Source organism: Streptomyces sp. B3I8 (genome assembly GCF_030816915.1).
In the GTDB taxonomy this organism is placed as follows: Bacteria; Actinomycetota; Actinomycetes; order Streptomycetales; family Streptomycetaceae; genus Streptomyces.
The window spans coordinates 3,008,341-3,032,035 of sequence record NZ_JAUSYN010000002.1; the positions used below are offsets into that span (position 1 = coordinate 3,008,341).

Here is a 23,695-nt window from a genome sequence, read left to right on the forward strand (position 1 = left end):
CCCATGTCCCTCGGTGCCCCGAGGGCGCGACGGTGCTCGTGGTCGAATCACGTGGATGGGCATGCGTTCCCGGGACTGCCCAGGTGAGGAACACAGCCAGGAAGATGAGAATGATCAGAGCATGTGCACCCCAAGGCGCCGGAGCCTTCGGTGTCCGAGAACATCGACCAGTCTGGCGGGCGGACGTTCGAGCGGGGCGTCCGTCTCTCCGGGTGCCTCGTCACCGCCGGGGCGGCTGTCGACGGGTGGGGAGTCGGGGTGCCGTGGCGCGTCGTGGGAAGTGGGTGCGGTCCGGTGGTGCAGACCGGGGGCTCCTGGGCGTTGGGTCCCGGGCGGACTGGGGCTATCGTCGGGATCAGAGGGCCAGGCGAGGAGGACCGCCGGTGATGCCGCAGGACGAGGCCGTGATCGGCTGCACGGGGAAGGTACTCATCGGAACTCGCGGTTCCGCGGGCCCCGGCGAGATCCTGGTGCGGGTAAGAGGGGGTTCCGAGACGTTCCTGGCCTGGTCGGAGAGCCCCTTGTCCGCGGGCGCGACGGTGCTCGTGGTCGAATCACGTGGATGCCGCGAGGTGGGCGTCATCGAGTGGGTGGATCCATTGGACGCGCTCGGCGAGAGAACCGCCGACGCCGGCTGAGGAGTACAGGCATGTTCGGTTACCGCGTCCCCGCACCCGACGAGGCGATGTTGATCTCGGGCGGCAGGCGGGGACTGGGGGGCGCGCCGTTCCGAGTGGTGACAGGGCACGGGAAGTTCGTGCTTCCGGTCTTCCGGAAGGTCAGGTTCCTCACCCTGTCGATGTGCGAGTCCGAGGTCACCGAGACGTGTGTGACCAAGCAGGGCATCGCGTTGCACGTCCGCGCGGTCATCGCCTTCAAGGTCGGCAACGACCACGAAAGCATCATCAACGCGGGTCAGCGCTTCCTGTCCGACCAGGATCAGATGTCGGTGCTCACCGGCCGGATCTTCGCCGGGCATCTGCGGGCCATCATCGGTTCGATGACGGTCGAGGAGATCGTCACCGAGCGGCAGAAGCTCGCCGCGGAGGTCCTGGACACCTCCAAGACGGAGATGGCGAAGATCGGCCTGACCGTCGACTCCCTCCAGATCCAGTCGATCGACGACGGTGACACCGGCTACATCGACGCGATGTCGGCCCCGCACAAGGCCGCCATCCAGCGGCAGGCCCAGATCGCCCAGGCACAGGCCACCCAGGCCGCGGCCCAGGCGGAGCAGGCGGCGGCCCGTGAGCAGGCCGAGTACGCCCGGCAGACCGCCATCGTCCAGGCCGAGTACTCGGCCGAGGTGGACCGTGCCCAGGCGCAGGCCGCGCAGGCCGGACCGCTGGCGCAGGCACACGCCCAGCAGGAGGTGCTCGCCGTCCAGACGGAGCTGGCGCAGCGTCAGGCGCGTTTGCGGCAGCAGCAGTTGGTGGCCGAGGTCGTCAAGCCCGCCGAGGCCGAGGCCGAGCGGGTCAGGATACTCGCGGCCGCCGAGGCGCAGCGGATGAAGATCCAGGCGGAGGCGGCGGCCTCGTACGACCGGGTCGCGCTCGACCGGATGCTGATCGACCAGCTCCCGCAGATCGTCAAGGAGGCCGCCGGTGGCCTCGCCGGCGCCAACGTCAATGTCCTCAACGGCGCGGACGGCCTCGGTGAGATCGCCGCCGGCCTGGTGTCCCAGGGCCTGACGATCCTCGACTCGGTCCGGCAGAACCTGAGCGGCCAGGATGCCGACGGCCACCGCCCCGGCTCCGGGGAGGGCGAGGACAGCGGCCTGCGCCAGCTGCCCTTCGGCAAGGAGCGGGCACCGAGGGACGGTCGGGTGGACGTCGACTAGGGCCGGTCTCCAGGAGCGGTGAACAGGCTTTCGTGTGCGGAGGAGGGCGTCGGCGCTCGGCGCTCACTGTTTGTCGCTCACTGTTTGTCGCCGCTGCCCGGGTTCTGCCGGGGCACGAAGGGAAGGGCAGGCTCAGGAGGGGTTTCCTCCGGGGCCGGCCCTTCGCCGTGTTCGGGGTCGTGCCACACGCGGGCCATCACACCCGGCCCCTCGCACCCGGCCCATCCACGCGCAGGCCGTCACACCCGGCCCCTCGCACCCGGCCCATCCACGCGCAGGCCGTCACACGCGGGCCAGCACCACCGCCCGGGACCGTGAGAGGACCACCCCGGCCAGCGCCAGCCCCCAGCACACCAGCACCAGGACAGGGCGCAGCACGGGCGCGTCCCCGCCGCCCGGTGTGACGAGGGTGGCGAGTTGGTCGAGGGAGCGGGTGGGGAGGAAGTCGGCGGCGTGGCGCAGGCCGGCGGGGAAGTCGTCGAGGGGGAACCACAGGCCGCCGAGCATGGCGAGCGGGAAGAAGACGCCCAGGCTGATGTACTGGGCCGACTCGCCGACCGCGACGAGTCCCACGGCCAGGCCGGCCAGGACGAAGACGAGGCTGGCGCCCCAGATGACGCCGAGTGCGGCGAGCCAGTCGGCGGCCGGCATGGAGACGTCGTTGGCGAAGGCACCGAGGGCGAAGACGACCACGGCCGCGGGCAGCGTGGCCAGCCAGGCGGTGAGTGCCTTCGCGCCGAGGTAGGCGGCGCCGGAGAGCGGGGTGAGCAGCACCTGGCGGGCCCAGCCTTCGCCGCGCTCCGTGCCGAGGCGGATGCCCGCGCCGTTGAGTGCGCCGAAGAACGCGCCGGACACCGACATGGAGAGCATGTAGTCGCGGGCGAAGAGCGGGCTCTCGGAGAGGGTGTCCTGGGCGACCATCGTGAACATGACGTAGAAGCCCGCGGAGAACAGTACGGAGAAGGTCAGGAAGTAGGCGCTGCGGACGAGGCAGAGGGTGTCCAGCTTGGCGTAGCGCAGCATGTCAGTCATTTCCGTCGCCTCCTTCGCCCGGAACGGCCCCATGTCCGCCCGCCCCGTGTCCGCCGGCTCCCTGACTGTCCGGGTGGCCCCCGTCCCCCTGCGCCTGGCCCTCGTCGACGCTGAGGAGCTCGCTGAGCGCGTCCTCCAGGGAGGCGGAGGTGATGGCGACGTCCCGCAGTACGACGTCGTCCCGGTCGCCGCCGATCTTCGCGTAGAGCGCGGCGAGTGTGGCGTCGCTGTCGGCGGTGGTCACCGTACGGGTGGGGCCGTCCTCCTCGACCGCGCGCACCCCGGGCAGGCCGCGCAGCATGCCGTCGGCGAGCGGTTCGGCCGTGCGGAAGGAGATGCGGCTCTCGGTGAAGGAGGACCGCAGTTGGGCGACCGTGCCGTCGGCGACGACCTTCCCGGCCCGTAACACCACGACGCGGTCGGCGAACTGCTCGGCCTCGTGGAGGTAGTGGGTGGTGAACAGGACCGTGGCGCCGTCCTCGACACGCTCGTTGAGCACCTGCCAGAAGCGGGCCCGGGCCGACACGTCGAGAGCGACCGTCGGTTCGTCGAGGAAGAGCAGGCGGGGCAGTCCGGCGAGGGCGAGGGCCAGTTTCAGGCGTTGGCGCTCTCCTCCGGAGAGCTGTGTCACCTGTCGTGTGCGTAAGTCCCGCAGGCCGGTCTCCGCGAGCACCTGGGCGCTGGTGCGGCGGCCGTACAAGTCGGTGACCAGGGATATGAGTTCGCCGACCCGGGCGCCTCGCATCAGACCCGTCTCCTGGAGCATCGCGCCGAGTTCTCCGGCCGCGAGTGCCGGTTCGGGCCGGCCGCCGAGCACCTCGACGGTGCCGCTCTCGGGCTTGAGCAGACCGAGCAGGACGTAGGTCAGTGTGGTCTTGCCCGCGCCGTTGGCGCCGAGCAGCGCCACGCGTTCGCCCCGTCGCACCTGAAGGCTCACCCCCGACAGCACACGCACCCGTGTGCCGCCGCGTCGCCGCACGACGTCCACATCCCGAATGCGCACCAGGAGCTGGGCATCCGCTGCGATCATCTCGCCTCATTCCGGCCGCTTGTGAGCTGCGTCACCCTAGCATGGGATCTTCGCCGGAAACAGCCCTCCCGCCTTTCGCTCACGCCCCTTTCTCCTGCCTTTTTTGTCATCGCTCGGGAATGACATATGTAACCGGCAACCGGTGACACTTCTCGCAAATATCGCACATTGACATTCCGGTAAGGGCGTTCGGATACTTGCCCCCATTGGGCGGGTCGTTCAACATTCCGCCCGAATCCGTCGACCGATGTGAAGTCAGGGGGTGAAATTGACATGAAGATCGAGAGTGTGATCGTCGTCGAGCACCGTAGTTCCGCGCTTCAGCCGGGGCTCGTCATGGGCACCGACAGCGGTGCGTTCGGCGTCGTCGTGCCCGGTGCCTCGTCCTGCTGCGCCGGCTGTACGTCGTCGTCCTGCGGTGCGGTGGTGCGTCCCACCGCCTGATCGACGGGGTGCCGGGCCGTTCACGCCCGGCACCTCCAGGAGCCCGGCCGACCCGGCCCACGGAGGAGAGAGATGATTCCCAAGCCCGTCATCATCAATGTGCCGGTCGACGACGTGGACGCCGGAACGGAGTTCTACGAACATTTCCTCGGGCTGCGTCTCGCACGGTCGCTCTCGCCCGAGCAGATATCTTTCCACGCCCCCGTGTCGAGCGACGGAATCCTGCTCACCGTCAATAAGCGGAATTTCCCGGGCGAGGGCGTGACCGTGATGTTCGCCGTCGAGGATCTCGACCGGGCACTCGACGAATGGAAGGCGACGGGCGGCACCGTCGTGGCCGGCCCCTACGATCTCCCGCTCCCCAAACGGATCCGCGCGGAGTTCCGTGATCAATTCCGCGACAGTCCTTTCTACCGGGGTGAGGCGGGCGACTCCATGGGCCGCGGCGCCAGCCTCCACGACCCCGAGGGGAACCGCCTCGGCATCGTCGAGTTCAGCGAGTGGGCCCATGCGACGTTCGCCCTCGGCGCCTACGCGAAGCCGGTCACCGCCGAGCAGCTGGCCGACCAGTCCATCGCGCTGTCGCGACGCGTGCCCGCCACCACCCAGATGTTCGACGACCCGTCGGACGGCTGAGGTCACCGAGGCTCAGGGAGGGCCGCAGCATGCAACAGGACTCCGGGTTCGACGAGTTCAGCGTCGGCATCAACGCCTACCGCGTCATGGCGCCCGAGGCACGGGCCGTGGGCGTGCGCACCCACCAGCTCCGGTTCGACAACCTCGGGGCCGAGACGGCGGGCGGCGTGAGCAGCAGGGTCGCCGAGGACTTCCTCACGGCCAGCCGGCTGCGGGCCCCCGACCGGGAGGGTGTGCTGTCCGCGTCGGACTACTTCGGCGACACGATGGTGACGACGCTCGCCCAGCTCGACGACGACCCGGTACCCCCGCACCAGCGGGTCGAGCTGCCCGCCTCGGTGCCCGCGACGATGGAACTCGGCGAGGCCCTGATGCGGCGCCGCAGCGTCCGGGGCTACAGCGGCGACCCCCTCTCCTCGGCGGAGTTGGCGACGGTGCTGCGTCTCGCCGACGGGGTGACGGCGGAGGCCGACATAGAACTGCTGCGCGGCGGCCGGGAGACGTACCGCTTCCGTACGGCACCGAGTGGCGGCGGCCTCTTCCCGGTGGCCCTCCAGGTGGTGGCGCTCGACGTGACGGGCCTGGACGTGGGCGTGTACCGCTACCAGCCCGTGCGAGACGTGCTGGTGCGGGAGGGCGGCCAGGCGGTCGTCGACCGGGTGCTCGACGCCTTCGTGACCCCCGGCACGGCCATCTCGTTCGACACCGCCGCGGCGCTGGTCGTCATGGTCGCCAGCCCCTGGCGGAGCATGCGCAAGTACGGACCCCGGGGCCTGCGGTTCGTGCTGCACGAGACGGGGTGCATCACGCAGAACACGCATCTGGCGGTGACGTCCCTCGGCCTCGCCTCCACGGACTGCGCGAGCTTCGTGGACGACCGGCTGCACGCCGCGCTCGGCCTGGACGGGGTGCTGCAGGCGGCCGTGCACGCGGTGGTGCTGGGGAGGCTGGAGTGAGCACCTCCCCGCAGCCGCCCGAGGCGACGGTGGCCACCCGCCGGGAACGGGACCGGGAACGGGGCCGGGACAGGGAACGGGACCGGGACCTTCTCGTCTACGTCCACATCCCCTTCTGCCGCTCGAAGTGTCACTTCTGCGACTGGGTCACAGAGATCCCCACCTCCGAGCTGCTGCTCACCGAGACGGACCAGCCGCGCCGGCGCTACGTCGACGCCCTGTGCCACGAGATCACCGAACGCGGCACCCGGCTGACCGAGGCGGGATACCGCCCCACGATCCTCTACTGGGGTGGCGGCACGGCCTCCATCCTCTCCCTCGACGAGATCGCACGCGTCGGCGCGGCCCTGCACCGGGCGTTCCCCGCCCTGGGCGGCGACCTGCTGGAATCGACGATCGAGTGCAGCCCGGAGACCCTGGAGCCCGAGAAACTCGCGGCCTTCCGCGAGATCGGCTTCCGGCGGCTGAGCAGCGGCGTGCAGTCCTTCGACGACGCACGGCTGCGCACGCTCGGCCGCAGCCATGACGCCCGCCAGGCCCGCACCATCGTCCAGCAGGCGCGGGACGCCGGGTTCGAGGACATCAGCATCGACCTGATCTGCGGCTTCCCCGGGCAGCCCAGTGCCGAGACGCGGGAGGCCGTACGGGTCGCCCTCGACCTGCCCCTCACCCACGTCGCGCTCTACCCCTACCGGCCCGCGCACGGCACCGTGATGCGCCGCCAGCTCGGGCGCGGCAACCGCCGTCTCGACCGCCACGAGCAGAAGCGCGGCTACGCGGAGGGGGCCGAGCTGCTGACCGGGGCGGGCTTCGAGGAGTACGCGATGAGCCACTTCGGCACCGGCGGCCTGCGGTGCCACAGCGATCTCGCCTACTTCCAGCTGCGCTGCGACTGGGCGGGGTTCGGATCGGGGGCGACGTCCGTGCTCGGCGGCCGCTATCTCGCGCACGGCCGCGGCCGGCTCCTGGACTACAACCGTGACCCGCTCGCCTTCGACGAGGACTACGACCTCGGCTCGGCCGCCATCGCGCCCCGCATGCTCTACCAGTCCCTGACGACGTACGAGGGCGCGCGGCGCGAGTGGTGGGAGCGGCGCACCGGGCAGCCCTTCGACGACGTGACGGGGCAACGGGCCTGCCGCACCCTCCTGGACTTCTTCGGCTCCGTCACCGCGGTGACACGCGACGACGACGGGCTCCGGCTGCCCCGCGCGGACATCGCCGACGCGTTCATCGAACTGCAGTACCTGAACTCGCCCCAGCAGGGGCGTACCGACCTGTCGGTGACAGCCGCCACGCTCATGGGCTGACCCGAACGAGAGGAGACGTCCGTGTCCACGCGACGCACCAGCCGCACCGTGCGCATCAAGTCCGTCTATTCCGTGGTACCGCACGACCAGAACACGGTCGAGCTGCGCTCGGGTGTGTGGAGCCCGCAGTCGATCACGCTCGTCGACCACAGTGGCGGGGGCCGTCTCAGCACACTTGTCATGGGACTCGACGGCACCAGGGACCGGGCGCAGCTCGCCAAGGAGGCGGGAGTCACCCGCACCGAACTGGAAGCACTCATCGACCACCTTGACCAGTTGGCGGTCCTGGAGCACGGTCCCTCCACGGCGCTCGACGCGTTCCTGGACCGAATGGCGAGCGGGCGGGTCGAGCGGGCCGCCTTCCGGCACGTGCGGATGCTCGGCGATGGGCCCGCGGCAGCCCAGGTGTCGCAACTGCTCGGCGCGCACGAGGAGTTGTCGGTGAGCGGGCCGGACCAGGAGGACCGCCTGGTCGCGCTGCTGGACGACTGTCCGCTGGACCTGCTGGAGGACGGCCTGGCCTTCGAGCGGTTCGTGGAGAATTTCGAGGACTGGCGGGGCTGTCTGCTCGTCCATGTCGCCGACACCGTCCACCCGCTGCGCCTGGCCGTGCTCAACCGCGTCGCCCTGGCGCTGGACACACCCTGGATCCAGGCGGCCGTCGACGGGCCGCTGCTGCTGGTCGGCCCGACGTTCGTGCCCGACAGCACGGCCTGCTTCACCTGCTTCGAGACCCGTGTGGTGATGAACCTCCGCGAGGGCGCCGCCTACCAGCGCTACAAGCAGGCACTCGCCGGCGCCCGGACGAACGGACACGCGGCGAACGGACACACGGCGAACGGACACACCGCGGAAGGACATACCGCGGAAGGGCATTCCACGGAGGGACGGACAGCGGACGACGGCTGTGCCGGGGTCCTGTCCTCGCTCCTCGCCTCGCACGCCGCGCTCGAAGCCGTGAACATGGCGGTCACCGGCACGACCAGCACGGTCGGCAAGGTGCTCGGGATCTACCTCCCGTCGATGGAGATGGTCTACTCGGACGTGCTCAGGCTGCCGGGCTGCCCGTCGTGCGGCACCGTGCCCGAACGGGACGGCACGGAGATCTACTTCGACGTCAGGCGGTGGATCGATGCCTGAGCTGCGCACCGCGTCGGGGCTGCGCGTGGTCGAGCCGCCCGACGTCCAGACCGCCCGGCTGCGCCGCCGGATGCACTCGCCGCTCTGCGGGCTCATGCCCCAGCTCGGCTTCCTCTCCCGGCCCCGGTACGCCCCGCGCCTGCTGGTCTCGGGGGGCGACCTCACCGGCGTCCACGTCCTGCGCGACCAGCCCCGCCCCAAGCTGGGCAGCTACCACATCGGCGGGTACGGGGTGCGCCCCTACGAGTCGCACATCCGCACCCTGGGCGAGGTGGTGGAACGGTACGCCGGCTACGTCGCGGCGGTCAGCGGCGCGTATCCCGTCCGGTTCGCCACCGAGGCGGAACTCGGCGACGACGCACCGCACTTCCCCCTCGGCACCTACGTCCCCTTCACCGACGAACAGCTGGCGGGTCCCGGCTTCCCCTTCCGGCGCCCGGGGCCCGGGGACCGGTTCGGCTGGAGCCGCTTCACCCGCCTGCGCGACGGCCGGCCGACCTGGCTGCCGGCGCAACTGACCACCGTCGGCTACGTGGTGCGGGACCGCGAGGGCGAGCCGTGGGTGCAGCCCGCCGTCACCACCGGCACGGCCGCGCACACCGACCCGGACCGGGCCGCGCTCGGCGCGCTCCAGGAGATGGTGCAGATCGACGCCGCGGTGGGCCACTGGTACGGCGCCACCCGGTCGGTGCGCATCGCGCCGGGCCGGCGTACCGCCGCACTCCTGCGGCTGGTGGCCCGCCACTGTCATCCCCTGGGCGGGCAGCCGGAGTTCCATCTGCTGCCCAGCGCCGACCTGCCCGGCTTCACCGTCGCCTGCCTGTTGCGCGAACCGGGCGGCCAGGTGCCCGCCGTCGTCGTGGGCCTGGGCATCGACGACCGGCTGGAGGCGGCGATGTACAAGTCGTTCCTGGAGGGCGTGGGCGTGCGCGCCCTCGCCACGTGGACGAGCGTGCAGGAGCGGGTGTCCGGCGCGGGCCCCGGCGAGGAGGCCATCTTCGACCTGGAGAGCAACGTCGTCCTGGCCGCCTCCCCGCAGGGCGCCCGGGTCGTCGAGGAACGCTACGGGGACTGTGCGGAGACCGGCGCCGACGACCTCCCGCCGGACGCCGAGGACCGCGGTGCCGCACACTCCGTGCGCCGTCTCGTCTCGGCCTTCCACGACACCGGCAAACGCCTGTACGCCGGGGACCTGACCACCGTGGACGCGGCGGCGCTCGGCTTCGTCGTGGCCCGCTTCTGGAGCCCCGACCTGCTCACCCTGCCGCTGCCGAGCGCGCCGACGGCGGCCCACCCCCGGTTCGCGGCCTACGGAGGGTTCCGGCGGCATGTCCCCCATCCCTTCCCCTGACCTCCTCCCCCTCGTCCCCGCCGACACGCGGCCCCTCCTCACGGCGACGGTGGTGGTCCTCGGCCTGGCGTCGATGACCGTCGCCGCCCACCTCCACACCCGCTGGTCCGGGCTGCGGCGGGTGCCGATGCTGGCCCTGCACGCCTGCGTCTGCACGCTCACCGTCGCGGGCGGCGGGGCGCTGCTCGGCACCGGGGTGCTGCGACCGGTCGGCGGTGCCTGGGTGCCGGGGCTCGGCTCCCCCGCCTCCGGGCTGCTCGCGGGGCTGCTGCTCGGCCCGCTCGTCGGGTACGCGGCCACCCGCGCCGACCGGTCGCTCACCCGGTGGTGGGGGCGAAGGACCGGGCACACGGTGCGCGACGACCGGTCGGTGACGCTGCGCTCCGGGCAGGCCAGGCCGGCCGGGGTCGCCGTGTCCGCCTCGACCACCCGGCGCACCGGGCTGATCGAGGCCCGCAACAACTTCGCGCCGACCTCGGCCGACCTGCGCGTCCGCCTGTCCCTGCTGCTCACCGTCGCGGTGGCCGAGGAACTGGTGTACCGGGGCGTCCTGACGGGGCTCGCCCTGCGCGCCGGACCGGCGGTCGCGGTGGTGGGGGCGCTGCTCGGGGTACAGCTCGTCTTCGCCGTGTCCCATGTGTTCTTCGGCTGGGGGCAGGTGCTGTCCAAGCTGCCCCTCGCGGGGCTGTGCGCCGGCGCCGTGCTCGTGACCGGGACGGTGCTGCCCGCCGTCGTCGGCCACGCCCTGTTCAACCTGTGGGTCTGGCGCTACCACCGGGCCCGCCCCAGCGCGGCCGGACGGGTCCGGACCGGCGCCCCGGTGTGGGGTGCGGCCCGGTGAGTACGGCGGGGCGTGTGCTGACGCTGGCCGCCGTGGTCGTCGTCTACTACTGGTTCGGCAAAACCCTGCTGTTCCGCGGCGCGCGCCGGCTTGCTGCGGTGACGCGTATCGGCCCGTCCCACTGGGGCACCGCGCAGCGGGCCGACGTGTTCGAGCTGGCCGCGGCGGGCTCCAGCCATGTCGTCGTGGTGGCCCTGCTGCTCGCTGTGACGGGCATCGGCCCCGGCATGCTGGTGAGCGGCCTCGCCGACCCCGGCCTCCTCGCCCTGGGTGTCCTGCTCGGCGTGGGGGAACTGGCGCTCGGGTCGCTGCTGTGCCGGGCGTTGATCGAACTGAGCCTGGCGCGCCGGACCCGGGCGCGGAGGCGGCCGCGCCCGGACCGGGGGGTGGCGGGTGCGGCGAGCCCGGGCGTGACCGGCCCGCCGGTCCGCGGCATGCCGCCGGGCCCGAGGGCGCGCGGCACGGTGGGCCCGGGGGACCGGGGCGCACTGGGCCCGGTCCGCGCGCTCGCCCCGCCCCGTCCCGCCCGCCGTCCACGCGCCGTCGCGGACCCCGCGGACCAGGGGCAGAGCCTGCGCTCCTGGCTGGGACGCTCGCGCGGCGGCTGGATCCGCCACCATCTCACCTCCCTCAAGGTCCTGCCCCTGTGGGCGGCCCTCGGCCTGACCGGCGTCCAGGTCGCCTCCGAGGAACTGGTCTTCCGTGGCGTCGCCCTGACCTGGCTGCGCGAGGCGGGCCCGGTCGTGGCGCTCACCACGTCCATCGTCCTGTTCGTCCTCATGCAGGCCTTCTTCATGTCGTCCTGGCAGGGGGCGATGTTCCCCGTGGTGGGCGGCGTGGTGATGGGTGTCGTGCACGGCCTGGTGTTCTGGACGACGCCCTTCGTCGCGCCGCTGGTCGTGGCGCACGTCGTGTTCTTCGTCTTCGCCGTCATCTAGCCGCCGTACAGGTCCTCGCCGTCGTCCACGTCCTCGCCGTCGTCCAGCCGCCGTCCACGTCCTCGCCGTCGTCCAGCCGCCGTCCACGTCTTCGCCGCGGTCCAGCCGCCGTCCAGCCGTCGTCTAGAGCGAGAAGAGGTCGCTTACGTCATGGAGCACGGTCTGTCGTTCCTCCCCGATGCCGAGCACTCCACGCTGCCCGCACCGGAGTACTTCCGCATGGCCCTCGACCTCAGCCGGTACGCCGACCAGGCCGGACTCAGCCATGTGAAGATCACCGAGCACTATCTGCGCCCGTACGGCGGCTACTGCCCGAGCCCGCTCGCCTTCCTGTCGGCCGTCGCGGCGGTCACGACGCGGGTGCGGCTCATGACCGGCTGCGTGCTGCCGGTCTTCCACCATCCCCTCGCGCTCGCCTCCGAGGCGGCGATGGTGGACGCGCTCAGCGACGGCCGCCTCGATGTCGGCTTCGCCCGGGCCTATCTCCCCTACGAGTTCGAGGCGTTCGGCGTCCCCATGGACGGCAGCCGGGAGCGGTTCGTGGCGACGGTGGACGCCGTGCGCCGGCTGTGGACCGAGGAGAAGACCACCGTCGACACCCCGTTCTTCCGGTTCACCGAGGCGACGACGCTGCCCCGCCCAGTGCAGGATCCGCACCCGCCCACCTGGATCGCGGCCGTCCGGTCCCGCTCCAGCTTCGCCTGGGCGGGCGAGCAGGGCCATGGGCTCCTGGTGACCCCGGCGCTCACCGCGCTGGAGGAGATGGCGGATCACATCGCCGTGTACCGCGAGAGCTTCGAGCTCAGCGGGCACACCACGCACGGCGGACACCGCACGTCACGGGGCCGCGTACTGGCCAGCCTCCCGCTGTACGTCGGCACGGACGACCGTGCGGCGTACGCGGCGGCGGACCCGCTGCTCGCCCACTACCTGCGGGTCTGGGCCGAGTCGACGGACGCGTGGACCAGCACGGTCAGCACCGACTACCGCGGATACACCGGCATGAGCCGGGCCATCCGCGCGATGACCCCCGAGTCGTTCCGCACCCTCGGTGGCGCCGTGGTGGGCGGCCCCGGCCGGGTGGCCGACCGTATCCACGCCATCGCCGAGGTTCTGGGCGTGGACGGCTTCCTCTGGCAGGTCGACTTCGGCGCGGTCGACGGTGCGCGGGCCCGCGCGAGCGTGGAGCTCTTCTGCGCCGACGTCCTGCCGCGCCTGGACCTCTCCTAGCGACAGTCGCCCGGCCCGGACGACTCCGCGCACCGACGTCCACACGGCCGCGCGCGCACCGCGGGACTGGCGCGAACACGACGGGTCGACGGCCCAAGGGCCGTCCCGTGATCCCCGGTGGATCAGCGCGCGGCGTCGGTGCGGTGCATCGCAAGGCGGAGGGGCGTCCGCGTACTGGATGTATGCGGACGTCCCGACAACGCGGCGAGGTGCCGTAGCTGTCCTCGCGCGCCCGCCGGGGATCACGGGACAGCCCTCAGGGCCTGCCGTTTGGATCAGCTCGCAGACGCGGGGCCTGGCACGCACATCTGCGGCGTTGTCGTCACTCACCGGCGCTGGAGCGGCGCCGTCGGCCCCCTGCGACCTGATCCAAACGACAGACCCTAGATCCAGCCCCGCCGCTCGGCCTCCTCGGCCGCCTCGTGACGGTTGCGGGCGCCGGTCTTGTTGATGGCACGCGACAGGTAGTTGCGTACGGTGCCCGGAGACAGCGAGACGGTGGCCGCGATGTCGGCCACCGTCGTACAGTCCCGGGACACCCGCAGGATGTCGCCCTCTCTCAGCGTCAGCGGACATCGCTCGGCGAGCAGGGCCTGCACGGACAGTTCCGGGTCGAGGACGCGCTCCCCGGCCACCACCCGCAGCATGACCTCGCGCAGCTCCGCGACGGACACGCTCTTCGTGACGAAGCCGCTGGTTCCCGCGGCCACCGCCCTGCGCAACCGCGCCACGTCCCCCGCCGTGGTCAGGACGACGCTGTGCACACGAGGGCACTGCCGGCGCAGTTCCGCGACCGTCCCGAGCGCGTCCTCGCTCCGTTCCAGGTCCACCAGCACCACGTCGGGACCGAGCCGGGCGGTCTCGCGCACCGCGTCCTTCCTGGTCCCGGCGGCGCCCAGAAGGCGCAGGCCGGAGGTGTGCTGGAGCAGATGGACGAAGGCCCGGCGGTCGAGGTCGTCGATTTCGGCCACCAGGACGGTGATCTCGCGCCGGACGGTTCTGAGCACATCGCCGCTCTCCACCACGTGCCTCCCCCGTTCCCTCCATCTCAGATTGCCACGATCCCGGACACGCCCATGGGAATCCAGCCACTCGGAATCCGCCACTCCCGCCCCACACACCTCAACCTCACTGCCGCGTTCCCGCCCCTCGCCCGCGGCCGAGCTCGGGGAGGCGGTGCCGGGCGCCTGAGCACCCGCCCCGCGCGGGCCGCACGACCGTGCGCCCTGCGGTCTGCACTTCCCTACGGTCCTGCTCCCTCACTGCCGGCCGAGCGCGCGGGAGACTCCGGCCGTGACCGTGGTGGCCAGGATCCAGCCGGCCGCGATCAGCGCGTACGCCAGCCATTGCCCGGCGCCGCGCGGCGCGAACGCGCTCTCCTGGCCGAAGGTGATGATCGGCACCAGCAGATCGAGCGTGTAGAAGACGGCGTTGAAGTCCGGGGCCTTGCCTGCCTCGAGCGGCTCAGGCGTGTACAGATGGAAGTAGAACGCGCCGCAGACGAGCGCGGCCAGCAGCCACGAGGCCGCGCGGAGCGGCCGGTATCCGTATCCGACGACCGCGTCCTGGACGTGGCCCCAGGCGCGGACGTGCGGGGCCGAGACGGCGCGGCGACGGCGCAGTCTGGCAAGGAGCACCGTGCGCGCCTCGTCCTCGTGCCCGAGCCTTCGGTAGGCCGCCGCCAACTGCTCGTACGGCTGCGGGAGGTAGCCGTCGCCGGTGCGTTCGATCCAGCGGATCCGTTCGGCGGCCGGCAGGGGAAGCGCGAGGGCGTCGTACGTGGCACCGCTCAGCCGGAGGTCGTCGGGCCAGGTGTCCGGGTTGTCGTACAGCGTTCCCAGCCGGGCGTCGCGGGCGTCCACCACGCCGTCGACCGGCCCGCGGGTGCGCAGGTCGGTCGCCCGGGCCTGCACCGCGCGCAGGGACAGGGCGGTCTCCCCGGCGTGGGAGAGGCCGGCGTCGCGGAAGCTGAGCTCCGTGCCCACGCGGGTGCCGTCGAGCGTGATGCCGCCGTCGACGGTGAGGCCTCGGCCGAGGTCGACGTTGCGGCCGACCGTGACGTCGACCGCCTCCAGCGCGATGTCGCCGTGATTGCTCAGCCGGGCGCCGCAGAAGCCGACGGCCGCCATGACCGTGGCTCCGGAGAGAATGATCCGCCCTTCGGCGCGGAAGCCCGGGTGGCACGTGAAGTCCCCGGCGACCCGGATGTGGTAGGCGTCCAGGGCGTGCGCGCCGGGGTTGCTCAGTGACGCGCCCTCCAGGTCGAACTCACCGTCGACGGACGCGCCGGACAGCCGGAAGCGCCCCTCGGTGGTCAGGCCGGTGCACAGCGCGTCGCCCCCCACCTCGGCGCGAACGGCGGATATCGCCTCGCCGCCGGGCGAACCGACGGCGGTGCCGCGCAGGTCCAGATCACCGTTGACGCGGATGCGGTCGAGCACGAGGGGCCCGGTGACACGGCAGCGGGAGAGCACCAGCCCTGCGTCGATCTCGGCCGTGTCGGCGACGAGGCCGGGCATCTCGCAGCCGGTCAGGACCACCTCGCGGATCCGCGCACCCCGCAGCGAGGGAGGCTCGTCGAAGCGGCAGTCGGCCAGGAGGACGGGTACGGCGATCTCGGTGAAGCCCAGGTCGAGCCGGCCGGTGATGTGCGCACCGGTCAGACGCAGCGCGGGGCGGTCACCCGGCTCGGGGTCACCGCCCGCGCCGAGCAGCAGCGCCGCGACGACGCGCGCCCGGACCGTCGTTCCCGCCGTGCCCGCCCCCTCCGCCGCGTCCGGGGGGTCCCAAAACTCGACGGGGCGTCCTTGCGGGACGGCGTCCCACAACCGGCGCTCCGGGGCGCTGAGTTCGTCGGGGTGCATGGTCCATGATCCTGCTGGTGACGGAGCGTGCCGGGCAAGGTCTTTCCGCATGCCGGGGTGCGCCCTCCCCGTCCGCACATGCTCCCGCCCTCCCCCGTCCGCTTCCGCGTCCGCGCATGGTCCCGTTCTCACCCACGGTCGGCGTCCGTGGCTCGGGTCGGTGCGGGCCGCGGCGGTGGACCTCCGTGTCCTCATTATCTGCAGGCGCGGAGTGAGAATTGCGCGAAACGCCTGCACAGCTTTTCTGCGGCAAAAAGCGAAGCGAAATCGTTCACTCCGCACGGAGCGCCCCGACGTGCTACTGTCCTTCTCAGTTGCAGTTGTGGTTCCCGAATTTCCGGGCGCTTCCCGGTCGGCTTCACGCCGCCGGAAGTTCTCGTGTATCACCGGTCATTTCCGGGCGGGCTGATCATCACGGCGACGCGGGGTCCGCGCAGTGCGGATTCCGACGCACCCCCCGAAGGAGATCGACATGGCTACCGGTACCGTGAAGTGGTTCAACTCGGAAAAGGGCTTCGGCTTCATCGAGCAGGACGGTGGCGGCGCTGACGTGTTCGCCCACTACTCGAACATCGCCGCCCAGGGCTTCCGCGAGCTACTCGAGGGCCAGAAGGTCAGCTTCGACATCGCGCAGGGCCAGAAGGGCCCGACGGCGGAGAACATCGTTCCCGCGTAAGGCCTGCACGTCACGCACGTAGCTGGGGCCCGCATCCCTTGGGGTGCGGGCCCCAGCTGCTTTTTTTCCGTGAGGATCGCGGCGGGCGCCCCAGTGCCGTGTCGCCCCGCCCCCTCGCGTCGAGAATTTCAGCACCTCAGCAGCTGAGCCCGCGCGTATTTCCCCGCCGGCCAGATTCGCATTCGCGTTCCACCGGTCTGTATCGCGATTCACCGTGCCGCTTTTCGCTGCGGGAATTCCTTGATACGTGCCGCATCGAGGAAGGTTCCGCATGAACCGTACGCGCCAGACCAACCACTTCTCCCGCACCACCCGGAACGGCGGCGCTTCCTCCGGGAAGAACGGCGGCCGGTTCGGTGGCTCGTTCTCCGGCCGCTCGGGCGGTGCGGCCCGTTCCGGTGGTCACGGCCGCCGCGCCGCCGCGCCCGGTGGCGAGTTCGCCCTTCCCGAGACGCTCACCCCGGCGCTGCCCGCCGTGGAACAGTTCGCCGATCTCGACATGCCGGCGGAGCTGCTGGCCGAGCTCGGCCACCACGGCGTGACCGTGCCGTTCCCGATCCAGGGCGCGACGCTGCCGAACTCCCTCGCCGGCCGTGACGTCCTCGGCCGGGGGCGCACCGGTTCCGGCAAGACCCTCGCGTTCGGGCTGGCCCTGCTGGCCCGTACGGCCGGGCGGCGCGCCGAACCCCGGCAGCCGCTCGGACTGGTCCTCGTACCGACCCGTGAGCTGGCGCAGCAGGTCACCGAGGCGCTCACGCCGTACGCCCGTGCCGTGAAGCTGCGCCTGGCCACGGTGGTGGGCGGGGTGTCGATCGGCGGGCAACTGCGCGCGCTGCGCGGCGGTGCCGAGGTCGTCGTCGCGACCCCGGGGCGTCTGAAGGACCTCATCGACCGCGGCGGCTGCGTCCTGGACCAGGTGTCCGTCACCGTCCTCGACGAGGCGGACCAGATGGCCGACATGGGCTTCATGCCGCAGGTGACCGCGCTGCTCGACCAGGTCGACCCGCAGGGGCAGCGCATGCTGTTCTCCGCCACGCTCGACCGCAACGTCGACGCCCTGGTGCGCCGGTACCTGCACGATCCGGTCGTGCACTCCGTCGACCCCTCGGCCGGCGCGGTCACGACGATGGAGCACCACGTCCTGCACGTCCGCGGCGCCGACAAGCACGCGGCGACCACGCAGATCGCCGCGCGCGACGGCCGCGTGATCATGTTCCTGGACACCAAGCACGCCGTCGACCGTCTCACCGCGCATCTCCTCGACAACGGGGTCCGGGCCGCCGCCCTGCACGGGGGGAAGTCGCAGCCGCAGCGCACCCGGACGCTGGCGCAGTTCAGGACCGGGCACGTCGGCGTCCTGGTGGCGACCAACGTCGCGGCGCGCGGCATCCACGTCGACAGCCTCGACCTCGTCGTCAACGTCGATCCGCCGGCCGACCACAAGGACTACCTCCACCGCGGCGGCCGGACCGCCCGCGCCGGGGAGTCGGGCAGCGTCGTGACGCTGGTCACGCCGGACCAGCGCCGCGCCATGACCCGCCTCATGGCGGCGGCCGGCATCGTCCCGCTGACGACGGAGGTCCACACGGGCGGAGAGGCCCTGCACCGCATCACCGGCGCCCAGGCCCCGTCCGGCATCCCCGTCGTCATCGCGGCGCCGGTCGTCGAGCGTCCCCGGCGCAGCCCCGCCGCGCGCGGCCGGCGCCGTCCGGTGCCCGCGGCCCGGCGCGCCCGCGAGCAGCAGCGGCCCGCCACAGGGGCCGCGGCCTCCTAGGGCTGGTCCAGGCCCGGCCGGGCCTGGACCTGTCACCGCGTCGGCCCGCACGGATCCTGCGTCGGCCCGCACGGATCCGGCACCGATCCGCACGCGGATCCGCCGCTCGTCGCCAATCATCGCCGCATGCTCATCGCTCGCCGGCGTTCATCGCCGGTCATCGCCGCAGGAGGCACCTTTGACGTTGACCGAGACACACCCCCGCCGCGCCGGCGCCGACACCATGGCGGCACCCGGACCCCAGGTCTGGGACGACATGACGGTCGAGGTGGCGCTGTCCGTGATGGCCGCCGCCCGTACGCCTCACCTCGTGATCTGCGACGCGGACGGCCGGCGGACCGGACTGGTCACCCTGGCCCGGCTCACCGCCGTGCGGAACGGTTCCGGCTACACGGACCGGGTCCGTCTGCGTGACATCGCCGACGGCCACGGCACGGTGGCCGAGGCCGGGCATGCGGTGCGGCACCGCCGGGTCGGCGCCCTGTCCCGCTGACGCGCGTCAGCGGGGGGTACGCAAAGGAGTGGCCGGTCCGGGCGGAGCCGCGGACCGGCCACTGGGCCGTCGGTGGGACAGGTGTTCTTCGGGGAACGGGTCGGCGGGCGGACCGGTGCGGGTCAGTGGTCGGAGTAGCTGAAGTCGCCCACCGTCCAGGCGCTGACGTCCTCGATCGCGACGCGGTACATCCCGCCCGTCTCCGGGATCCCCATCGTGCCCTGGAGGATCCGGGCCATGTGGAAGTGCAGGTGGGTGGGCGGTCCGTCCCGCTTCGTATCGGTGTCGAAGACGGCGGCGAACTCGTTCAGCTGGGCGGATCCCGTCAGCACCTCCGCCACCCGCTGCCGCCACACGGCTTCGGGAGCCAGGCGCCCCGTGAGGACGGCACCGCCGGTGACCACGGTCAGGGACATCCGGCTGCTCTGCCCCGTTTCCACGAGGGCGGCGATGCCAGTGATCAGCTCGTCAGGCTTCGGCATGAGACCGCATTCTATGTACTGGCCCGACCGGGCGGGTCGGGAGAGGGTCCTCCCGGCCGGATATACCGAGATGGACAGGACCGACGGGACCGACAGGACCGGCGGGATCGGCGGGATCGGCGGGATCGGCGGGATCGGCGGGATCGGCGGGATCGGCAGGTTGACGGGATCGGCGGGTCGGCCGGACCGACGAACATGCGGCATGCCGGGGACACGGTCAGGCGTCCGCCTTGCGGCTGGAGCCGGCGTCGCCGCGGCGCAGCTCGTCGTTGATGCGCCGGGCCTCTTCGAGCTGGTCCTCCAGGATGATGATGCGGCAGGCCGCCTCGATGGAGGTGCCCTGGTCCACCATCTCCCGGGCGCGGGCCGCGATGCGCAGTTGATAGCGGGAGTAACGGCGGTGGCCGCCCTCGGAGCGCAGCGGCGTGATCAGGCGGGCTTCGCCGAGTGCGCGCAGGAAGGCGGGCGTGGTGCCGAGCATCTCGGCCGCCCGGCCCATGGTGTAGGCGGGGTAGTCGTCGTCGTCGATTCTGTCGAGCGGATTGTCTGCGGTCATCTGCACCTCTGATCGGATAACGCGTCGAGGGGCCTTGGTGCCGTACGGCACCAAGGCCCCGAGGGATTTGTAACACCATCGACCGGCCTACTGCGAAACCGGCCCTCTGTTTCCGCACGTGCCCCCGGGAGAGGGCCCGTCGTGCGGGGATCGCGGATGCGTGACCGTGTGACCACCTTCCGTTCCGGGGCCTGCGGTACCCGGGCCAGCCTTTCCCGCCCGGGCGATCCTGATGGCGTTCGCCTCCTTGTCTCTTTCTTGCTTCCTTGCGATGCACTTCTCGGCCACTGCGGATGCTGCGTACTGTCGGCGGCCCTGGAATGACCGCCGGGCCCGGCAGCCAGCAACGGGACCACGACCGACCTCGGCCCCGCGACTCCACTGCCGTGCCACATTTCCATCCGCATGCGGGCAGTTCGTGTCTGCCGCGCCTTGTGGACTTCTTGGCTACGACGGAAACAATAACTCCGACGCTGCCGCATGTCTACATCAGCCACGACAGGTATTCGCCGCCCCGGGTGAAAGGTTCCTGCCGTCGGTGCCGGGCTCGCGCGGCCCCCGCCCTCGTTTCCGGGCCCCGCCTCGACTGCGTGGAGGGATCGGTCCCGCGGGCGCGTACGGCCGCCTGGACGGGTCGGCCGGTTCGAGGCCGCCGGGCGGGTTTGGGTCCGCGGGGCCGTACGCGGGAGGATCGTGGCGTGCGCGGGGATGAGCGGGTACGGGTGCGGGTGGTGCTCCTCGGCGAGTTCGAGGTCCGGTGCGGTGACACCGTCGTGGACGTCTCCGGCGCCCGGCTCCGCGGGCTGCTCACCCGGCTGGCGCTGGCCGGGGGACGGTCGGTCGAGGCGGATGTGCTGGTCGACGCGCTGTGGGGGCGGGAACTGCCGGCCGACCCGGCCAACGCCCTCCAGTCGCTGGTGTCCCGGCTGCGCCGGCTGCTGGAAGGGGGCGGGGGCCGGGGCGGGATCGTCCTGCGGTCCGAGAGCGGTTACCGCCTCGGCGTCGCACCGGACGACGTCGACGTCCTGCGGTTCGAGCGGCTGGCCGCGCGCGGCCGCGACCGCCTCCGGGCCGGCGACCCCGGTGCGGCGGCGGAGGCGCTGGGCGAGGCGGTCGCGCTGTACGGCGAACCGTCGGTGATCGCCGCGGTCGCCCCCGCGGTCGCGACGCGGCTGGAACGTGTCGCGCGGGAGGCGGGCGCGGACCTGGCCGAGGCCGAGCTGGCTCTCGGCCGTGCCGACGACGCCGTCGCCCTGCTGACCGCACTGCTCGCCGCACACCCCATGGACGAGCGGCCCGCCGCCCTCCAGATGGACGCCCTCGCCGCGCAGGGGCGCCAGGCCGACGCCCTCGCCGTGTACGAACGCGTCCGCGAGAGTCTCGCCGAGCACCTCGGCGCCGACCCCGGCACCGCCCTGCGCGAACGCCACCTGCGGCTGCTGCGCACACGGATACCGCGGGACGCGTCGGACGCGGCACACCCGTCAAAAGCCCCGGACGCCTCGCGCTCAGGTCCCGCCGTCGACCCGGAACCCGGCCCCGCGACCAGCGGTGGCCGCGTCGGCGGCGGGGATCTGCCCGCCGCGCTGACCAGCTTCGTCGGGCGCGAGGACGATCTCGCCCGGGTGGACGCCCTGTTCCGGGCCGGGCGTCTGGTGACCGTCGTCGGGCCGGGCGGGGCCGGGAAGACGCGGCTCGCCGTGGAGGCGGGGCGCCGGCACGCGTACCGGGACGGCACCTGGCTGGTCGACCTGGCCGCGGTCACCGAACCCGCCAAGGTCGGCGCGGCCGTGCTCACCGCGATCGGCCTGCGCGGCGCCGCGCTCTTCGAGGCGCCCGGGGGCCGGCTCCGCGCGGGCACCGACGACCTCGACGAACTCGACGTCCTCGTCGACCGGCTCGGCGGCCGGGAGAGCCTGCTGCTGGTCGACAACTGCGAGCACCTCGTCGACGCCGTCGCCCGTCTGCTCGCCGCGCTGCTGCCGCGCTGCCCCGGGCTGCGGGTACTGGCCACCAGCCGCGAACCGCTGGCCATCGACGGCGAGGCCCTGGTCCCGCTCGGCCCGCTCCCGCTGCCGGACGCCGAGGACGGGCTCGACGACGTCCGGCGCAGCGCGTCGGTGCGGCTGTTCGCCGAGCGGGCCGCGGCCGTACGCCCCGGGTTCGCCGTCGACGAGAGCACGCGCGACGACGTCGTACGGCTGGTGCGCGGACTGGACGGCATGCCGCTCGCGCTGGAGCTGGCCGCGGCCCGGCTGCGCACCCTGTCGCCGGCCGAGCTGGCCGCCGGGCTGTCCGACCGGTTCCGGCTGCTGGCCACGGGCAGCCGGGCCGCGCCACCGCGCCACCGCACGCTGCGCGCGGTCATCGCCTGGAGCTGGGACCTGCTCGACGAGGCCGAGCGCACCGTCGCCGAACGCGTCTGTGTCCTGCCCGGTGGCGTGACGGCGGAGTCGGCCGCCGCGCTCTGCGCCGGCACGCCGGTGGTCGCGGACGACATTCCCGAGCTGCTCGCCGCCCTGACGGACAAGTCGCTGCTGCACCGGGCGTCCGGCACCGGCCGCCACCGGATGCTGGAGACGCTGCGCGAGTACGGGACCGAGCGGCTCGCCGGGCGGGGCACGCTCGGTGCCGTCCGGGATCTCGCCGCGCGGTACCTCGCCGGTCTGGTCGCGCGCGAGGAGCCGTTGCTGCGCGGTCGCGGCCAGCTCGACGCGCTGCGCGTGCTGCGCGGCGAGTACGACAACGCGCTCGCCGCGCTGCGTCATCTGTGCGACAGCGGCGACTCCGCGGCGGCCGTCGCGCTCGCGATGGATCTCTCCTGGTACTGGCACATCCTCGGCCGGCACGCCGACGCGGCGTACTGGCAGGAACGGGCGCTGTCCCTGCCCGTCACCGGGCAAAGGGCGACGGACGCGGGTGGGCCGGACGCGGGAGGGCCGGACCGGGCCGTCGCCGAGGCCGTCCTCCTGCTCAACCGGATCAACGCCCGTTCGCCGCTCGGTGCGGAGGCGCTCGCCGGGCACGAGACCGCCCTGCGCGACCTCGCCGACCGGCTGCTCGCCCAGCCGTCGCTGCCGGGGTTCGCCGGTGTGCTCGCCGCGATCACGCTGCACTTCCTGCGGGAGCACGAGGCCTCCCTCGCGCTGGTGCGACGGCTCGCCGACGGGCCCGACGTGTGGCTGTCCGGTCTCGCGCACATGTTCCGGGCCTCGTTCGCCGAGAACGGGGGCGATCTCGACCAGGTCCGCGTCGACGTGGCCGCCGCGCTCGACGCCTTCGGGCGGGTCGGCGACCGCTGGGGGCTGGCCGCCACGCTGCCGATGCGCGCGCTGCTGCGGCAGTACGACGGCGATCTCGACGGCGCGCTGGCGGATCTGTCCGAAGCACGGGCCCAGGCGGCCGATTTCGGCTCGCTGAGCCTGGCCGACGAGGTGTTCCTCGACGTCCGCTGGATCGACCTGCTGGCACGCCGCGGCGAGACCGGCCGGGCGCGGGTGCTGCTCGACGCGCTCCACGAGCGGGTGACACGGACGGCGTCGGCGGAACTGGCCGTCGTCGTGGCCGCGTTGGAGGCCGGGCTGTGGCTGCGGCTGGGCGACACCGAGCGGGCGGCGGCGCGGCTCGACGCGGCGGAGGGGAAGGCGGGTGTCGGGGTGCCGGCCGGTGGCCGGCACGGCCGGGCCCTCGCGGGATCGGTCCGGGCCCGGCTGTGTCTGCGGCGGGGCGACGCCGAGGGGGCGGGGGCAGCGCTGGGGCGGGCGTACGCGGCGGCCGTGTCCAGCCGTGACCTGCCGGTGCTGGCGACGGTCGCCGTGACGGGGGCGGAGTGGGCGGTGGCGCGCGGGGCGTACCGGGAGGCGGCGGTGCGGCTGGGGGCGGCGGCACGGCTGCGGGGAGTGGAGGACCGGAGCGACCCGCAGGTCCTGGCGGTCACCGCGCGGGCGCGCGCCGCGCTGGGCGAGGACGCGTTCGCCATGGCGTACGGGGAGGGGCGGGGGCTGGACGGTGCGGAGGCGATGCGCCGGGCCGATCCGGCGGGGTCGGGGTGAGGAGGGCGGGCGGCACCCCACGCACCGCCCCCGTCACCCCTGCCAGCGGT

21 protein-coding genes are annotated in these 23,695 nt (G+C 72.8%); 15 read left to right on the top strand and 6 right to left on the bottom strand.

Annotated features, from left to right (window positions below):
- Positions 1-386: 386 nt before the first annotated feature.
- On the top strand, positions 387-638 hold the full coding sequence (locus tag QFZ64_RS15345; RefSeq protein ID WP_307066047.1) for a hypothetical protein: 252 nt from the start codon (positions 387-389) through the stop codon (positions 636-638).
- A gap of 11 nt (positions 639-649) precedes the next feature.
- Positions 650-1,840 (top strand): flotillin family protein, encoded by a 1,191-nt coding sequence (locus QFZ64_RS15350; protein ID WP_307066049.1) that lies wholly within the window; start codon positions 650-652, stop codon positions 1,838-1,840.
- A gap of 282 nt (positions 1,841-2,122) precedes the next feature.
- Here QFZ64_RS15350 and QFZ64_RS15355 read toward each other — a convergent pair whose 3' ends face one another.
- Together QFZ64_RS15355 and QFZ64_RS15360 are read right to left on the bottom strand one after the other, a co-directional pair.
- Positions 2,123-2,872: an ABC transporter permease gene (locus tag QFZ64_RS15355; protein WP_307066051.1), complete on the bottom strand. Its 750-nt coding sequence runs from the start codon at positions 2,870-2,872 to the stop codon at positions 2,123-2,125.
- The gene (locus tag QFZ64_RS15360) at positions 2,865-3,902 is read right to left on the bottom strand and encodes an ABC transporter ATP-binding protein (RefSeq protein ID WP_307066053.1); all 1,038 of its coding nucleotides are present in this window, start codon (positions 3,900-3,902) and stop codon (positions 2,865-2,867) included. The genes QFZ64_RS15355 and QFZ64_RS15360 overlap by 8 nt, the downstream gene beginning before the upstream one ends.
- A 273-nt stretch (positions 3,903-4,175) precedes the next feature.
- On the opposite strand from QFZ64_RS15360, the gene QFZ64_RS15365 reads away from it, so the two are divergent.
- From QFZ64_RS15365 to QFZ64_RS15405, 9 genes are all read left to right on the top strand, one after another.
- Positions 4,176-4,346: a hypothetical protein gene (locus QFZ64_RS15365; RefSeq protein WP_307066055.1), complete on the top strand. Its 171-nt coding sequence runs from the start codon at positions 4,176-4,178 to the stop codon at positions 4,344-4,346.
- A 72-nt stretch (positions 4,347-4,418) separates the two neighbouring features.
- Positions 4,419-4,982, top strand: a complete 564-nt coding sequence (locus tag QFZ64_RS15370; RefSeq protein WP_307066057.1) for a VOC family protein — start codon at positions 4,419-4,421, stop codon at positions 4,980-4,982.
- Between the two features lie 29 nt (positions 4,983-5,011).
- On the top strand, positions 5,012-5,938 hold the full coding sequence (locus tag QFZ64_RS15375; protein ID WP_307066059.1) for a SagB/ThcOx family dehydrogenase: 927 nt from the start codon (positions 5,012-5,014) through the stop codon (positions 5,936-5,938).
- Positions 5,935-7,248: a coproporphyrinogen-III oxidase family protein gene (locus QFZ64_RS15380; protein WP_307066061.1), complete on the top strand. Its 1,314-nt coding sequence runs from the start codon at positions 5,935-5,937 to the stop codon at positions 7,246-7,248. Before QFZ64_RS15375 ends, QFZ64_RS15380 begins: the two co-directional genes overlap by 4 nt.
- 21 nt (positions 7,249-7,269) lie before the next feature.
- Positions 7,270-8,388: a hypothetical protein gene (locus tag QFZ64_RS15385; protein ID WP_307066062.1), complete on the top strand. Its 1,119-nt coding sequence runs from the start codon at positions 7,270-7,272 to the stop codon at positions 8,386-8,388.
- Entirely contained in the window at positions 8,381-9,739 is a 1,359-nt protein-coding gene (locus QFZ64_RS15390) for a YcaO-like family protein (RefSeq protein ID WP_307066064.1), read from the top strand. The genes QFZ64_RS15385 and QFZ64_RS15390 overlap by 8 nt, the downstream gene beginning before the upstream one ends.
- Positions 9,717-10,580: a CPBP family intramembrane glutamic endopeptidase gene (locus QFZ64_RS15395; protein ID WP_307066066.1), complete on the top strand. Its 864-nt coding sequence runs from the start codon at positions 9,717-9,719 to the stop codon at positions 10,578-10,580. The genes QFZ64_RS15390 and QFZ64_RS15395 overlap by 23 nt, the downstream gene beginning before the upstream one ends.
- The gene (locus tag QFZ64_RS15400) at positions 10,577-11,518 is read left to right on the top strand and encodes a type II CAAX prenyl endopeptidase Rce1 family protein (protein WP_307066068.1); all 942 of its coding nucleotides are present in this window, start codon (positions 10,577-10,579) and stop codon (positions 11,516-11,518) included. The genes QFZ64_RS15395 and QFZ64_RS15400 overlap by 4 nt, the downstream gene beginning before the upstream one ends.
- 150 nt (positions 11,519-11,668) lie before the next feature.
- Entirely contained in the window at positions 11,669-12,748 is a 1,080-nt protein-coding gene (locus QFZ64_RS15405) for an LLM class flavin-dependent oxidoreductase (RefSeq protein WP_307066071.1), read from the top strand.
- A gap of 383 nt (positions 12,749-13,131) precedes the next feature.
- Here the strand turns inward: QFZ64_RS15405 and QFZ64_RS15410 are convergent, their stop codons facing one another.
- Positions 13,132-13,770: a response regulator transcription factor gene (locus tag QFZ64_RS15410; RefSeq protein WP_307066073.1), complete on the bottom strand. Its 639-nt coding sequence runs from the start codon at positions 13,768-13,770 to the stop codon at positions 13,132-13,134.
- A gap of 237 nt (positions 13,771-14,007) precedes the next feature.
- Positions 14,008-15,612, bottom strand: coding sequence for an oxidoreductase (locus QFZ64_RS15415; RefSeq protein ID WP_307066075.1), 1,605 nt, complete (start codon positions 15,610-15,612; stop codon positions 14,008-14,010).
- Between the two features lie 472 nt (positions 15,613-16,084).
- Here QFZ64_RS15415 and QFZ64_RS15420 point away from each other — a divergent pair, with 472 nt between their 5' ends.
- From QFZ64_RS15420 to QFZ64_RS15430, 3 genes are all read left to right on the top strand, one after another.
- Positions 16,085-16,288 carry a cold-shock protein gene (locus QFZ64_RS15420; RefSeq protein WP_020119326.1) on the top strand — a complete coding sequence of 68 codons (204 nt, stop codon included), beginning with the start codon at positions 16,085-16,087 and terminating at the stop codon, positions 16,286-16,288.
- Between the two features lie 271 nt (positions 16,289-16,559).
- On the top strand, positions 16,560-18,062 hold the full coding sequence (locus QFZ64_RS15425) for a DEAD/DEAH box helicase (protein WP_307066077.1): 1,503 nt from the start codon (positions 16,560-16,562) through the stop codon (positions 18,060-18,062).
- Between the two features lie 178 nt (positions 18,063-18,240).
- Complete coding sequence (locus tag QFZ64_RS15430; protein WP_373430611.1) at positions 18,241-18,555, top strand: CBS domain-containing protein; 315 nt, start codon at positions 18,241-18,243, stop codon at positions 18,553-18,555.
- Positions 18,556-18,677: 122 nt separating this feature from the next.
- Here QFZ64_RS15430 and QFZ64_RS15435 read toward each other — a convergent pair whose 3' ends face one another.
- Together QFZ64_RS15435 and QFZ64_RS15440 are read right to left on the bottom strand one after the other, a co-directional pair.
- Complete coding sequence (locus QFZ64_RS15435) at positions 18,678-19,037, bottom strand: hypothetical protein (RefSeq protein ID WP_006143949.1); 360 nt, start codon at positions 19,035-19,037, stop codon at positions 18,678-18,680.
- Positions 19,038-19,254: 217 nt separating this feature from the next.
- Complete coding sequence (locus QFZ64_RS15440; protein ID WP_307066080.1) at positions 19,255-19,593, bottom strand: MerR family transcriptional regulator; 339 nt, start codon at positions 19,591-19,593, stop codon at positions 19,255-19,257.
- A gap of 698 nt (positions 19,594-20,291) precedes the next feature.
- Between QFZ64_RS15440 and QFZ64_RS15445 the strand changes: the two genes are divergently transcribed.
- Positions 20,292-23,645 carry a BTAD domain-containing putative transcriptional regulator gene (locus QFZ64_RS15445; protein ID WP_307066082.1) on the top strand — a complete coding sequence of 1,118 codons (3,354 nt, stop codon included), beginning with the start codon at positions 20,292-20,294 and terminating at the stop codon, positions 23,643-23,645.
- Positions 23,646-23,695: the final 50 nt, after the last annotated feature.

Excerpts from the sequence above, each read along its gene's own strand:
- QFZ64_RS15425 (WP_307066077.1), top strand. The coding sequence starts at position 16,560 with ATGAACCGTACGCGCCAGACCAACCACTTCTCCCGCACCACCCGGAAC.
- QFZ64_RS15415 (WP_307066075.1), bottom strand. The coding sequence starts at position 15,612 with ATGCACCCCGACGAACTCAGCGCCCCGGAGCGCCGGTTGTGGGACGCC.
- QFZ64_RS15345 (WP_307066047.1), top strand. The coding sequence starts at position 387 with ATGCCGCAGGACGAGGCCGTGATCGGCTGCACGGGGAAGGTACTCATC.
- QFZ64_RS15420 (WP_020119326.1), top strand. The coding sequence starts at position 16,085 with ATGGCTACCGGTACCGTGAAGTGGTTCAACTCGGAAAAGGGCTTCGGC.
- QFZ64_RS15355 (WP_307066051.1), bottom strand. The coding sequence starts at position 2,872 with ATGACTGACATGCTGCGCTACGCCAAGCTGGACACCCTCTGCCTCGTC.
- QFZ64_RS15365 (WP_307066055.1), top strand. The coding sequence starts at position 4,176 with ATGAAGATCGAGAGTGTGATCGTCGTCGAGCACCGTAGTTCCGCGCTT.
- QFZ64_RS15360 (WP_307066053.1), bottom strand. The coding sequence starts at position 3,902 with ATGATCGCAGCGGATGCCCAGCTCCTGGTGCGCATTCGGGATGTGGAC.
- QFZ64_RS15405 (WP_307066071.1), top strand. The coding sequence starts at position 11,669 with ATGGAGCACGGTCTGTCGTTCCTCCCCGATGCCGAGCACTCCACGCTG.
- QFZ64_RS15395 (WP_307066066.1), top strand. The coding sequence starts at position 9,717 with ATGTCCCCCATCCCTTCCCCTGACCTCCTCCCCCTCGTCCCCGCCGAC.
- QFZ64_RS15435 (WP_006143949.1), bottom strand. The coding sequence starts at position 19,037 with ATGCCGAAGCCTGACGAGCTGATCACTGGCATCGCCGCCCTCGTGGAA.
- QFZ64_RS15390 (WP_307066064.1), top strand. The coding sequence starts at position 8,381 with ATGCCTGAGCTGCGCACCGCGTCGGGGCTGCGCGTGGTCGAGCCGCCC.
- QFZ64_RS15440 (WP_307066080.1), bottom strand. The coding sequence starts at position 19,593 with ATGACCGCAGACAATCCGCTCGACAGAATCGACGACGACGACTACCCC.
- QFZ64_RS15370 (WP_307066057.1), top strand. The coding sequence starts at position 4,419 with ATGATTCCCAAGCCCGTCATCATCAATGTGCCGGTCGACGACGTGGAC.
- QFZ64_RS15350 (WP_307066049.1), top strand. The coding sequence starts at position 650 with ATGTTCGGTTACCGCGTCCCCGCACCCGACGAGGCGATGTTGATCTCG.
- QFZ64_RS15375 (WP_307066059.1), top strand. The coding sequence starts at position 5,012 with ATGCAACAGGACTCCGGGTTCGACGAGTTCAGCGTCGGCATCAACGCC.